Source organism: Flavobacterium sp. 9, assembly GCF_002754195.1.
Classification (GTDB): Bacteria; Bacteroidota; Bacteroidia; order Flavobacteriales; family Flavobacteriaceae; genus Flavobacterium.
The window spans coordinates 4,908,506-4,922,929 of the sequence record NZ_PEEU01000001.1 but is presented as its reverse complement, the minus strand read 5'-3'; the positions used below and the strand labels follow the sequence as shown (position 1 = coordinate 4,922,929).

General features: G+C 33.8%; 8 protein-coding genes. 6 read left to right on the top strand and 2 right to left on the bottom strand.

Features of this window, described 5'->3' with window-relative positions; translation table 11 throughout:
- Positions 1–9: 9 nt before the first annotated feature.
- The gene (locus CLU81_RS20470) at positions 10–1,095 is read right to left on the bottom strand and encodes a mevalonate kinase (RefSeq protein WP_099711493.1); all 1,086 of its coding nucleotides are present in this window, start codon (positions 1,093–1,095) and stop codon (positions 10–12) included.
- Between the two features lie 231 nt (positions 1,096–1,326).
- Here CLU81_RS20470 and CLU81_RS20465 point away from each other — a divergent pair, with 231 nt between their 5' ends.
- On the top strand, positions 1,327–2,367 hold the full coding sequence (locus CLU81_RS20465; RefSeq protein WP_099711492.1) for a LacI family DNA-binding transcriptional regulator: 1,041 nt from the start codon (positions 1,327–1,329) through the stop codon (positions 2,365–2,367).
- A 360-nt stretch (positions 2,368–2,727) separates the two neighbouring features.
- Here CLU81_RS20465 and CLU81_RS20460 read toward each other — a convergent pair whose 3' ends face one another.
- Positions 2,728–3,372 carry a sugar-binding protein gene (locus CLU81_RS20460; RefSeq protein ID WP_099711491.1) on the bottom strand — a complete coding sequence of 215 codons (645 nt, stop codon included), beginning with the start codon at positions 3,370–3,372 and terminating at the stop codon, positions 2,728–2,730.
- Between the two features lie 711 nt (positions 3,373–4,083).
- On the opposite strand from CLU81_RS20460, the gene CLU81_RS20455 reads away from it, so the two are divergent.
- From CLU81_RS20455 to CLU81_RS20435, 5 genes are all read left to right on the top strand, one after another.
- Positions 4,084–7,182: a TonB-dependent receptor gene (locus tag CLU81_RS20455; protein WP_099711490.1), complete on the top strand. Its 3,099-nt coding sequence runs from the start codon at positions 4,084–4,086 to the stop codon at positions 7,180–7,182.
- A 35-nt stretch (positions 7,183–7,217) separates the two neighbouring features.
- Complete coding sequence (locus tag CLU81_RS20450; protein WP_099711489.1) at positions 7,218–8,729, top strand: RagB/SusD family nutrient uptake outer membrane protein; 1,512 nt, start codon at positions 7,218–7,220, stop codon at positions 8,727–8,729.
- A 100-nt stretch (positions 8,730–8,829) separates the two neighbouring features.
- A complete protein-coding gene (locus CLU81_RS20445) occupies positions 8,830–10,242 on the top strand; it encodes an aryl-sulfate sulfotransferase (protein WP_099711488.1) in 1,413 nt (470 codons plus the stop codon).
- 67 nt (positions 10,243–10,309) lie between these two features.
- Complete coding sequence (locus CLU81_RS20440; RefSeq protein ID WP_099711487.1) at positions 10,310–11,299, top strand: c-type cytochrome; 990 nt, start codon at positions 10,310–10,312, stop codon at positions 11,297–11,299.
- Positions 11,300–11,342: 43 nt separating this feature from the next.
- Positions 11,343–14,351, top strand: a complete 3,009-nt coding sequence (locus CLU81_RS20435; protein ID WP_233209738.1) for a glycoside hydrolase domain-containing protein — start codon at positions 11,343–11,345, stop codon at positions 14,349–14,351.
- The last annotated feature ends 73 nt before the right edge of the window (positions 14,352–14,424 follow it).

Sequence of the window (14,424 nt, the reverse complement as noted above, 5' to 3'; positions counted from 1 at the left end):
TTTTTAAATTTAAATATTTTCAATAACTCTCACACCCGGATCTACAGACACGGCATAAGCTTCCTGCGCTCCGGCTTTTAAAATAGCTTCAATTACCGAATCTTCCTTTTTAGGATCGGCAATTACAACAATACTTCCGCCGCCGCCAGAACCTACAATTTTTGCACCATAAGCGCCGGCACGCAAAGCTGCATTGATCATATCATCAATTCGTGGAACTGTAATTTTTAATAAATCGCGTAAAACTTCGTGATGCTGATTCATTAAATCCCCAATTTTTTTAAGGTCTAAAACTGGTTTTTCAAATTCTTTTAAAGCTTCTTTTGTATAATGATAATTTTTTAGCGCCGCTTCAAAAAACGGAATCAATCTATCTGGCAAACAATTTCTGTAGCGGTCTATATCTTCGATTTCAGAAGTATTGAGATCAAAATCAGGAAAATTCTGCTTCACAATTCCAATCGACATTAATGCATTTCCTTTTATTTCACCAATTAAACCAATTGTTTCTTTTGGTACGCCCGAAACTCCGGTAATTAATCCTTTTAAATCTTTTCTGATTACTTTAAACGAAAATGGTTCTTTGGTATTAATGTACACTACATTTCCAACTCCAATACTAAAATGATCCATCATTCCGCCTGGTTCTCCGTGTTCCAAAACTTCAGATTCGTAGCCTACTTTTGAAATAAATTCAGAAGTAACTTCCTGATTTACGCCAAAAGCAGAAATCAAAAACTGAATCCACGCCATTAATAATGCCGACGAACTCGATGTTCCTGAATTAATTGGAATATCTCCGGTAATCGTAATATTGTAACCTACATTTGGCACACAACCATATCTGCGTAAAACACGCAATGAAGAAGCGAAATAATCTCTTGGCTCTAATGTATCAAAAGTTGCGTCGATATCAATGACACGAACTTCATCAATATCGATCATATTGAGAACAAATGTTCTGGTGTCATTTTGTTCAGCAGTTAGTTTTATATTTCTATCAATTGCACAGGCAATAACCGGCAATCCTAAATAATCTTGATGATCTCCAAAGAGACATGTCCGACCCGGGGCTAATGAAGTAATTTTTTTCACTTGACAATTCTATAATAAAATATTGTAAATCAGATAATTACAATACTAATTGGTTAACGATTTATTTTAGTTTTCTGGTTTTGATTCTACGAAACTATATATTATATTTTTATAAAACAAGAAAAAAACAAAAAATGTGCTCGAACACACTAAATAAATGTTCTCGAGCACACTAAATAATTCTGACAGAATTTTTTAAATAATTAAATCAAAGTTTCTATATTTGCTCATATGGATAAAAAGTACACAATTAAGGATATAGCAAAAATGGCTGGAGTTTCTAAAGGAACTGTTGACCGCGTTTTGCACAATAGAGGAAAAGTATCTCCAACGGCTTTAGAAAAAATCAATGAAGTTTTGAACGTTATTGATTATCAGCCCAACTTAATTGCCCGAAATTTAAAAAGCACAAAAGTCTATAGAATTTGTGTTTTACTTCCGGATCCTGAAATTGACTCTTACTGGCTTCCTTGCGTAAACGGAATTCAGGAAGCAATAACCGAGTTTAAAGCTTATAGTGTGGTTATCGAAACGCATTATTTTAATCCGGAAAGCACTAAATCGTTTTTAAGTACAAACGACAACATTATCAAGAAATCGCCTGATGCTGTTTTGATCGCTCCATTATTTCATAAAGAAACTTTGGAAATCGTAAAACAATATGACGAATTGAATATTATGGTGAACACTTTTAATAATCAAATCGAAGGTGAATCTATCAAAAGTTTTGTTGGACAGGATTTATACAAAAGCGGACGCGTTGCGGCAAGTTTAATGAATCTGATTTTGACTGATGGTCAAATTGCGATTATACATATTGACGAAAGCCTTAAAAATGCAGTTCACATGCAGGAAAAGGAAAAAGGTTTTAGAAATTATTTTGACGAAAAAAAGATTGCCGGTTTTTCACTAACAACGCTAAAACTAAAACACCCAAATGTTGAAACTAAATTTTTGGCTTTTCTAGAAGAGAATCCAAATTTGAAAGGAATCTTCATCACAACATCAAAAGCTTATCAAATCGCTTCTATCCTATCTTCGATAAAAACCAAAAAAATTGCGATTATAGGTTACGATTTAGTCGAAAAGAATGTGAACTTCCTAAATCAGGGATTAGTTCACTTTTTAATTCACCAAAATCAAAAAAGACAAGCTTATCTTGGAGTTAGTACTTTAGTCGAACATTTTTTATTCCGCAAAGATATTCCGGAAACAATATTGTTGCCTATCGATATTATTAATGTCGAGAATGCTACGTTTTACGTTTCTTAAAAAATAGCACGCGGATTTAGCGGATTAAACGGATTTGCACTGATTCTTTTTTTCAAAATTCTACGAGACTAAAGACGCACTGCTGTGCGCCTCTACGATAAAAACTTTGCGGCTTTGCGACTTTGCGCGATTAATTTTATTTATAAAAAAAAACCAGCGAAAACCCGTTTAATCAGTTAAATCCGTGGGTAAAAAAATTGCTCGCAGATTTGGCGGATTAAACAGATTTGCACTGATTCTTTTTTTCAAAATTCTACGAGACTAAAGACGCACTGCTGTGCGCCTCTACGATAAAAACTTTGCGACTTTGCGCGATTAATTTTATTTATAAAAAAAACCAGCGAAAACTCGTTTAATCAATTAAATCCGTGGGCTTAAAATAAATTTCCCGAAAGAAGAAGCGATATGAAAATTAGGCGTTTCTGTGTTTGGATTTACCCAAGAAATCCAGGTTGCATCATATTGTAGATTTTCTGCAAGAGAAAATTTTGCTCTAAAAACTCCCGCTTCAATTGTGTTATTCAGAATCAGATTTAAATTTTCTAAAGATTGAATACTAATTCGGCCTTCGACAATAAATGAAGTTTCATCTTTTGAAGCTTTTACATCAATATCCTTTTTAGGCCATTTCCAATCAAAATCGAAATCTTTGTTTGGTCGCGCTTCAAAATCCATTAATCGTGCTGCAGTATCCATTTCAAGACAATAATAAGGATTTAAAGAATCATTTGCTCGAAAGAAAAGCTCTACTCTGTCTGAATTTCCAATACTGTCAAAACTGTGGTCTTTTTGATCGATATAAATATCGGTATCAAAAACTCTAAAATTAAAATAGAAATTTTCAAGATCCCAAAGTGCTCTGAATTCTATTTTAGAAACAGGATCATTTTTCCATGGTGAAGAAAAATCAGTTAAACAATTTGCTTTTTCCCATAGCACAGAATCTAAAATTTCATTAGAACTTTTTTGATTTTTATCGATTAAAACTACCTTATATTCTTTCACAATTTTGACTCTTAAATTTTGTTAATTTTTTACTTTCTGAAAAATCGAAAATGTGCTGAAAAGCATTCTTCATTTCAGCACATTTTCAGAAGGACTAATATAATTTAAAATTCACGAAAAAGTAGCTTCTTTTTTAATAAAATAAAATCAGCATAAATCAATTTTTCTGTTAAATAATTCCATAAGAAAAGCCTGTTTAATTATTACAAATCCAATCTCGTCATTACGAAATTCACAAGATTTTACACAAACTACATTTATAATTCATCTAAATAACAATTTGACATAAAATAACCTCAAATATAGAAGGGCTTTTATTTCCAAAATATTTTATATAAATCACATGATTTTATCTCAAAAAAAACGTTTTGCACAATTTTATGTGCTCGAGAACATAAATTTTGTGTGTTCGAGCACATTTTTTGTGTTTTTTCTTGTTTTATAAAAATATAATATATAGTTTCGTCAAGTATTAATCTTAAAACTAAGTTAATTAAGGAAAATTTTAAGCGTTTTTGACACTCAAAAACGGGAGAAAAGTTGACAAAATCGTTCCCTATTAAAGCGAAAATGAAACGACTATTTTAAAAAAAAAACAACTCACTTTAAAACCAAATAAAAAGACAGAATGAATTTTTAAGATCAAAAAAGAAATCTAAAACTTACAAAGAAGAAAAAACAAATTAATCATTAACCAAAACCAATTTTAGTATGAAATTATTAACTCAAAAAAAGCCAAGGGATTTTCGGATTTCGAATGTATCCAATAAAGAAATTAAACTCACAATTCTTTCCTTATTAGCTTTAACATTTCAGGCTTCAGCAACTTCATCAATAAATACATCAACTAAAAACAATGTTGTATTGTTTTTTGAAAAAACGATAAAGGGTAAAGTAACAGATCAAAACGGGCTTCCTATTGCAGGAGCTAATGTTGTAGTAAAAGGCACAACCAAAGGTGTTCAAACTGATGTTGATGGAAGTTTTGTTATTACTGTTCCTGACAATGCTACTAAACTTGTTGTAACTTATATTGGCATGGAAGATCAAGAAGTTGCAATAGGAAGTTCTCCATTGAAAGTGGTATTGAAAGAAGTTGGACAAAAATTAGAGGAAATCGTAATTGGATACGGAAAAGCTAAGAAAAAAGACCTTACCGGTTCTGTAAGTTCTATTGGAAAAGACAATTTGAACTTAGGCGGAACGATCTCGAATGTTGGACAGTCTTTACAAGGTCGTGCTTCTGGAGTTCAGGTGCAACAAAACAGTTATGCTCCGGGAACTAGCCCAACAATCGTAATTAGAGGTGGAAACTCAATCAACAATTCTAATGGACCTTTGTATGTTGTTGACGGTTTTATTACAAGTTCAGGAGGTTCTATTAGTCCAAATGATATCGAAAATATTCAGGTATTAAAAGATGCTGCTTCTACTGCAATTTATGGTTCAAGAGGAGCAAATGGAGTAATCATGATTACAACTAAAAAAGGAAAACTTGGGAAATTACAGGTTGAAGCCGAAATTTCTGATGGTTTTCAAAGTATAATTAAAGAGCCTTCATTGTTAAGCGGACAACAATATGTTGATATTCAAAATGCAATTCAGCATGAAAACGGAAGACCTCCACTTTTTCCTGTAAGTCTTCCTGTTGCAAATACAAACTGGTTTGAGGCAGCAACCCGTCCAGGTGAAGTACTAAACAGATCGCTTACTTTTAGCGGAAGCGACAAAACATCAAAATTCTTTCTTTCCGGAAATTATATTAAACAAACCGGAGCAATTGAAAACACGGATTACGAAAGATATAGTGTAAGAATGGGCGCTGAGAAAAAATTTAATGATAAATTAAATATCGGTACTAATTTTTATGGTGCTTCCAGTGAAGGACATAATAGTGATTTTGGAGATAATATTTTGTCGCCAATGTTTTCTATTCAAACTGCTTATCCTAATCTTCCTATTTATAATGCTGACGGATCTTACTACAAATATCAAGGAAAAGATAATGCATTAGCACTTTTATTAGAGCCAACAGATCATACAATCAACAGATTGGCTAATGGAAATATGTTTTTGGATTATGAAATCATTAAAGGTTTAACGTATCATTTTGGTGCAGGAGCTGAATGGCAGGAAAACATTCAGGGAAAATATACACCAAGAACATTGGTTGCAGGAGCAGCTTTAAGAGGAACAGGATCTGAAGAAAACAGAACGTATTTTAGATGGAGTACAGACCAATATTTGACTTACAAGTTTAATTTACAAGATATCCATTCTTTTACAGTAATGATTGGAACCTCAAACCAAAAAGATACTTATGAAAGAGTAAAAGCATCTGGATCTGGTTTTTCAAGTGATTTGTTGACATACTACAATCTACAAGGAGCTGAAGTTTATTTAAAACCTGAAACAGAGAAAATTGAGACAAAATTGACTTCTTATTTTGGAAGGTTAAACTATGCTTTTAATGATAAATATTTAGCATCATTTACAATAAGAAGAGATGGTTCTTCACGTTTTGGACCAAATAACAGATTCGGAATTTTCCCTTCTGGTGCGGTTGCATGGAAAATTTCTAAGGAATCATTTATGGAAAACTTCCGTGATTTATCTGACCTTAAATTGAGAGTTAGTTACGGTATAACAGGAAATGATGGTATTGGAGATTATGCTTACATGAACAGATTACAATCTTGGGGAGGAACACTTAATCCTGGTGAATTGGCTGGTGCTACAGAACCTGCAAATCTTGCAAACCCTAATTTAAAATGGGAACAAACCGCTCAAACCGATATAGGTTTAGACGTTGGATTCTTTAACGATAAACTTACTGCAACAGTTGATGTTTATAAAAAAAGAACTACTGATGCACTTATAAGAGTACCTGTTGGTGGATGGTGGGGATTTAATACTCAAACTGTTAATTCAGGAGTTATTGACAATCAAGGTATTGAATTAGGAATTACCAGTACAAATTTTAAAAATGATAAATTTACGTGGACTACTTCATTAAATGTTGCTTACAATAAGCAAAAAGTAGTATCACTTGCTGACAATGTTAAAATCATTAGCCAGAATACTTCTAACCCAAGCGGAACTGTTTCAGGACAAGAGTTTACAAGATTAGAACCTGGAAAAGAAATGAGCGTATTATATGGCTACAAATATGCAGGTGTAATAAAAACGGGAGAAACTTATGGTCCTCAACCATTATCAGTAGCAGGAGATCCAAAATATGAAGATATTAACGGAGATGGTAAAATTACTGCCGATGACAGAACATACTTAGGAAACTCTACACCACATTATATTGCAGGTTTAAATAATGATTTTAAATACGGAAACTTTGATTTGAATATCTTTTTCCAAGGAGCATTTGATTATTCAGTTTACAATATGACTGCAATGGTTGGAGAATCATCTACAAGCACAGATGCACTTAACCGTTGGGTTGCCGGTACAAATGAAAACACTGATATTCCAAGAGACGGATATTACAAAAGCAAATACGGAAGTTATGTAAACTCGAAATTCGTTGAAGAAGCATCTTATTTACGTTTGAAAAATGTTTCTATTGGGTATTCAATTCCGGAAAGTGTTTTAAAACAAGCCAAATTTATAGACAGTATAAGATTGTACGCAATTGGTCAGAACTTATTGACTATTACAAACTATTCTGGGAACGATCCTGAAATAAATGGACACACAGCCAGTTCTACAGCACAAAACCTTGGTGGAGGAATTGATTTTAACTCATTCCCGGCTTCAAGAACATTTATCTTAGGTATAAAAGTAGCAATTCACTAGTCTAAAGCTTTTTTAGTAACATTAAATTTATTAAAATGAAAAAATATACATTATTACTACTTTTACTTACCGCAGGTACACAATTTTCGTGTAATCAGGATCTTGAACCTACGGTTTATAGTAGCTTGACTAATACAAATGGGTATCAAACAAAATCAGATGCGATAGCAGCCGTTAATTCAGTTTATGGCAGGCTAAAAGGACCTTCTGTAGGAGATAATTACTCTTATTGGGCAACAAGACATTTCGCCTTAACAGATATTGCGACAGATTTAGGACATTGCCAATTTGGTGGAGATCCGGGACAATTATCCTTAGGAACATGGAATTCGGCAAATGGTTTACTTCTTGAAGACTGGAATTCCATGTATAAATTGATTGCAAATGCAAATAATGCAATTTTTAACATTGCAAAGATGTCTGGAATTACTGCTGCCGAAAAAGCGCAATTTATAGCTGAGGCTAAATTTTTGAGAGCTTCATCTTATATGGATTTAACAGATGCATGGGGTCCGGTGATTCTGGTTACGGAAGCTAATGTAGCAAATCCTAAATATTTAGATCAAACACCGCCTTCTTCAGTTGAAGAAATTGACGCTTTCCTGATCAAAGAATTAACCGAAGCCGCTGCTGTTTTACCTGTTAACTACAAGAACAACGCAATTTACGAGAGTAATGATGTTGGTCGCGCTACAAAAGGTGCAGCACTTACTTTGTTAGCAAAATTATACTTACGCAGCCACGACTGGCAAAAAGTTGTTACGTATACTCAACAAGTAATGAGCCTTGGTGAATACAGCCTTTATCCTTCGTACTTAGGTTTATTTAAAGAAAGTAACAAATGGTGCAGCGAAAATATTTTCTCTTCATTAAGTGATGCTAATACCAACGGAACGGAATTACTGAACCACTTTGGACCAACTGATCACCCTGTTGTTGCAAACAGATGGCAATATTATACTGTAAACTGGGATTTCTATAACACTTTTGGCGATGAAGATGAGCGCAAACAATGTTTCTTTCCTGAATTTATGGGTTCAGATCATTTATTACACAAACAAGCTCCAACATTAGGCGCAGAACCACCAGCAGGAGAATTGTATATGCCGGATGTAGCTACCAGAAAATATGCTGATGATGAAACTACAACTTATTATGATGGACATAGTGTAAACATCCTTCGTTATGCTGATGTATTATTAAGCAGAGCCGAAGCTTTAAACGAAATCAGCGGTCCAACTACTGAAGCTATCGACCTTATCAATCAGGTTAAAGGAAGATCACATGCAAAATTATTAGTCTTGGCAGATTATAATCAAAATTCTTTGAGAGATGCCATTTTACAAGAAAGAGGATGGGAACTTTTCTATGAAGGAAAACGTCGTGCAGATTTAATCAGAATGAACAAATACGATGTTCTTGTAAATGCTTACCACCTTAGAGTTGGAGAAGCAGCACAAGTTAAAATGCCACAAAACAAATATTACACTTATCCACAAAGTCAGGTTGATCTTAACCCTAATTTAAGTAATGCAGACAGACAATAAGTAAAAATCCAATCAAGAATAGGCAGTTAAAATTGTCTGTCTATTCTTGATTTTTTCAACAAAAGAAGTACTTTTCTGTTTCACAAAAGAAACCTTTCAGATGATCAAAAAATTAGTATTTAAATCGAGTTTTATTTTGGCACTTCTTGCATTGGCAAGCTGTTCTCAAAATCAGGGTAATGTTATTACAAATATCAACATTGGGACTCATAGCAACAACGAATTGAAGATTCAGATCGATGTTACTACGAAGGACGATGTTCAGGTATATGCCGAATATTGGTCTGATAAAAAGGGAATCAAAAGCAAAATAAAATCGCCAATATCAAAAAATGGTCTCAAGCATTCTTTAGTACTTTGCAGTATTACTCCAGAAACCAACTATAGTTTTCAATTAGTTACAGTTCAGGGAGAAAACAAAAACACAAGCAAACTGTACACATTCAAATCAAGAAAATTACCCGAATGGTTGCAAAAACAATTCAAAGCAAATTGTCCTAAACCGGAACTATTACCGCAAAACTTCAAAAGTGGTTTTATGCTTATGGGAAAAAGAGAAACACCCGGAGTAGCTTATATTGTTGATTATAAAGGAAATCTAAGATGGTATCATACCGTTGAAGGAACAGGATTTAAAGTCACTCATTTCACAAAAGATCAAACCATACTTTCTATTTTAGGAAAAAATGATGAACCAACAAGTTACGGAAGTGAGATTCTCGAAATCAATCTGCAAGGTGATACTTTAATGCACATTAAAAAAGGACAAGGCGATTTAAAACAAGCGATTCACCATGAAATCATTAAAAAATCGGCTAACGAAATTGTGACAATTACGGTTGATAAAAAAATAATGGATTTAACGTCTGTTGGAGGAAAAAAGAACGATACCATTAGTAGTGATGGAATTTTAATTTTGGATAAAAAAGGAAAACAAATCTGGAAATGGAGTGTTTTTGATGATTTAGATCCTCTAAAAGACAAGAACATATTAAAAAACAAAAAAGACTGGACGCACGCCAACAGCCTTAATTATGATAAAGATGGAAATTTTCTAATCTCTTTTTATAACAATGGTCAAATCTGGAAAATCGATTCAAAAACAGGAAAAGTAATCTGGAAATTAGGCAAAGACGGAAACATGAAAATGTCTCCGGATAGTAATTTCTCTCAAGCACACGCTGCACATATTAATTCTGAGGGAAGTCTAATGTTTTTTGATAATGGTGTAGACATAAAACAATCTTCGGTTTTTGCTTTGAAAGTAGACGAAACAGGAAAAACTGTAAAACTGGATTTTCATATAAAACTTCCTAAAGACGTTTATAATGATCGAATGGGAAGCGCTTATATGATTGATAAAGATGCCATATTATGCTGTTGTTCAAAAAGACACATCACCATTTTAACCAATAGAAAAGGAGTTTTACTTTGGGCTCTGGAATCCGAAATTCCTCCTTATCGTGTAGAATTTATTCCGGAAGAAAAATTAAAACCATTTCTTCTCAATTAGAAAAAAGTAATACCTGCAAGATTTGGAAAACCTTGCAAATAATGATACAGATTAAAAATTTTACAACATGAAAAAAATAATTCTTATTGGTATATTTTCAGCATTGCCAGTTATTGTTTTCAATTCTTGCAATACTTCAAATTCACAAACATTGGCGGCAAAAACAGCCGATGATGATTCGTACATCACAATTGATACGTCTAAAATTCCGGACGATCAATTTGGAGAATCCGTTCGTTATGGAAGAGAATTGATGTTAAAAACAGCTTATTATATTGGCCCAAACGGAATTAATGGAAAATATCTGGGCAATAAAATGAATTGTACCAATTGTCATCAGGACGCTGGTACAAAACCTTATGCTTTCAATTTAATGGCTTCACACGATAATTATCCACAATATCGCGGACGTGAAAATAAAGTTCTAACACTTGCTGAACGTGTTAACAACTGTATAATGAGACCACATTCAGGAAAACCACTTCCGCTGGACGGGAAAGAAATGGTAGCTTTTTTATCATATTTCAAATGGATCAGCAAATTTGTTCCTAAAGACGGAGATTATAAAGGTGCTAAAAATTTAGAGATTGAATTTCCTGATGTTGCTGCAAGTCCGGAAAGAGGAAAACAATTATTTATTGAAAATTGCGCCCGTTGTCACGGAAATAATGGTGAAGGACAATACAATGCCGACAAATCAGGTTATACTTATCCGCCACTTTGGGGAGAATACGGATATCAGCCAGGTTCAAGCATGCACAGAGTTATCAAACAGGCACAATGGTTAAAAAGCAATATGCCTTATGACAAAGTAACCATTGGCAAACCATACCTTACAGATACACAAGCACTTGATATTGCGGCTTATGTAAACGATGATTCACAACACACAAGACCAAATCCTAAAACATTTGATTATCCTAACAAAATGGGTAAACCAATTGATTACTCACATAGTCCTTTTCAGGACAATTTTACCGAAGAACAACACAAATACGGGCCTTACAAACCTATTATTGCTTATTGGAAAAAGAATGGATGGAAAGCCGTTTACTAACTTATTAACTACGCATACTTTTTAAACCTGAACATTAAAAACAATGAAACCAAACCTAAAAAACAGACAAATTTTGAGTAGAATATTGATAATGTGTATTTGCATTTTCAGTATTCCATTGGCTGCACAACAAATAAAATATACAGATGGCAATGACAGCTGGAATCCTAATTTGTTAGGAAATCACCGTGTTGTGGTCGATTTTGCAGGCAAAGATAATGTTGCAAAAACAACGATCGAATGGCGCAGAAGAGACGAAAAACCGGAACTAAAAAAGATCATTGTTCAAGATGCTTCAGGAAAGGAAATTCAAAACGTAAAAACAACTGATATAAACAGAGAAAAAGGCACAATTTATTTTGAGCCAGTTTCAGGCAAAGGAACTTATTATGTGTATTACATGCCTTATATTGACGAAGGCGACGCTAATTATCCAAAAGGTGTTTATGCAAAACCAGAAGATAAAGCAGATGCACAATGGTTGTCTAAAATCAAAGCTAATCTAGCTGATAATTGTACCGTAAAAGAAATTCAAAGTGTAAATGCTTTCAACAGTTTTTATCCGATGGAAGTTATTGCAACTGCAGCTGAAACTAATGATTTAATTGCAAAAAACAGTGGTAATTCATTCCTTGTTTTTCCGGAAGACAGATTGTATTCTATCCGAATGAAAAATGATTTACCACAAAGATGGATTCAAAAAGGAGTTCAAAACACTTTTGCTGATACAGCTTTAAAAGGAGAATATTTAGCTTTTCAATTAGGCGTTTATGCATTACAGGATTTAGGAAATGTAAAAGTTACTTTTTCAAATTTAATCAGTTCTAACGGAGCTATAATTGAAGCAAAAGATATAAGCTGCATCAATACAGACGGAACTCGTTATGACGCATCTCCTTTTACTGCAAATGTTTCTGTTTCTAAAGGAAAAATACAAGCATTGTGGTGCGGAATCGATGTTCCTCAAACTGCTGCAGCTGGAAATTATACCGGAAAAGCTACTGTAATTGCTGACGGAAAATCAAAAGAAATTACTCTTCAAATAAAAGTAAGCGACGAAGTAACTAAAAACGGAGGAATCGATTCTCCTGAGAAAATGACGCGTCTAAAATGGTTAAATTCTACTTTAGCACAAGAAAATACCGTTATTGCGCCTTACACACCATTAGTTGTAAAAGATTCTGAAATCTCATTATTAGGAAGAAAATTGATTCTTGGTGCAAACGGATTTCCATCGCAAATACAAACTTACTTTACGCCAGAAATGACATCAATTGGTACAAAAGCCAATGATATTTTGAGCGCTCCCCTAGCCTTTCATTTCGTGGATGCATCAGGAAAAGAAGCTGCACAATGGAAAAATACAGGTCTTAAATTCACTAAAAAAGAAGCTGGAACCGTTGCTTGGGAAAGCACTTCTACATCACAATCTGTTCAAATGGATGTGAATGCTTCGATTGAATTTGATGGTTTTTTACATTATACTGTAAAAGTTACAGCGCTTGAAGATGTTACTTTCAATGATATTAATTTTCAATTGCCTTTTCAGCCAACATCTGCAAAATACATGATGGGATTAGGTCAAAAAGGTGGAGAACGTCCGGCAAATTTCGACTGGAAATGGGACGTAGCACATAAAAATCAAGATGGTGCATGGATTGGAAACGTAAATTCAGGATTGCAATTTTCGCTAAGAGACGAAAAATACAGCCGTCCGTTAAACACGAATTTCTATTTGCAAAAACCATTGTTATTACCAACTTCTTGGGGTAACGAAAACAAAGGTGGAATCACGATTACACCAAACCAAAAATCAGTTTTAGTAAATGCTTACAGCGGAGCTCGCAGCATGAAAAAAGGTGATGTTTTGTATTATAACTTCAATTTATTGGTTACACCTTTCCATAAAATCGACACAGATTTTCAATGGGATACTAAATTCTACCACAAATACAGCCCAATTGATACAATTGCTCAAACTGGCGCAACGGTAATTAATATTCACCATGCAAATGCTATAAATCCATATATCAATTATCCTTTTATCGAATTTAAAAAGATGAAAAGCTATATCGACGAAGCACATGAAAAAGGTTTAAAAGTTAAGATTTATAATACTGTTAGAGAAGTTTCAAACAAAGCATATGAAACTTTTGCTTTAAAAAGTTTAGGTCACGAAATCTATTCTCCAGGAAAAGGAGGTGGATTCTCTTGGTTACAAGAACATCTTGGAGACGATTATATTGCAGCTTGGTTTGTACCGGAAATTAAAGATGCTGCAATCGTAAATAGCGGAATGAACCGTTGGCACAATTATTATGTTGAAGGAATGAATTGGTTAACCCAAAATGTTGGAATCGACGGAATTTATCTTGATGATGTTGCTTTTGACAGAATCACAATGAAACGTATTAAAAGAGTTTTAACAAAAGATGGTCATCCTGGAATTATCGATTTACACAGTGCAAATCAGTACAATAAAAGTGACGGATTTAATAATAGCGCCAACTTATATATGGAACACTTTCCATACATCAATAAACTTTGGTTTGGAGAATATTTTGATTACGAAAAAAACCAACCGGACTTTTTCTTAACAGAAGTAAGCGGAATCCCTTTTGGATTAATGGGCGAAATGCTTCAGGATGGAGGAAATCCTTGGAGAGGAATGGTTTACGGAATGACAAACAGAATGCCTTGGAGCCACAATGCTGATCCAAGACTAATCTGGAAATTATGGGATACTTTTGGAATCAAAGGTTCTGAAATGATTGGATACTGGAGCGAAAACTGTCCCGTAAAAACAAACAACGATAAAGTTTTGGCAACAGTTTACAAAAAGAACGGTTCAGTATTAATTTCAATTGCAAGCTGGGCAGATTCTGATGTGAAAGTAAAACTAACAATCGACTGGAAAAAACTAGGAATCAATCCTGCAAAAGCTACAATTACAGCTCCTGAAGTTGCTAATTTTCAACCGGCACAGACTTTTACTGCAAAAGATGAAATAACTGTTCCTAAAGGAAAAGGATGGTTACTTATTGTTAAGTAATAATCTAAATCAATATTTTGTGCCGTTAGGCACTAAAGGTTGGTAAAAAATATATGTTTAGAGTATATCAGGC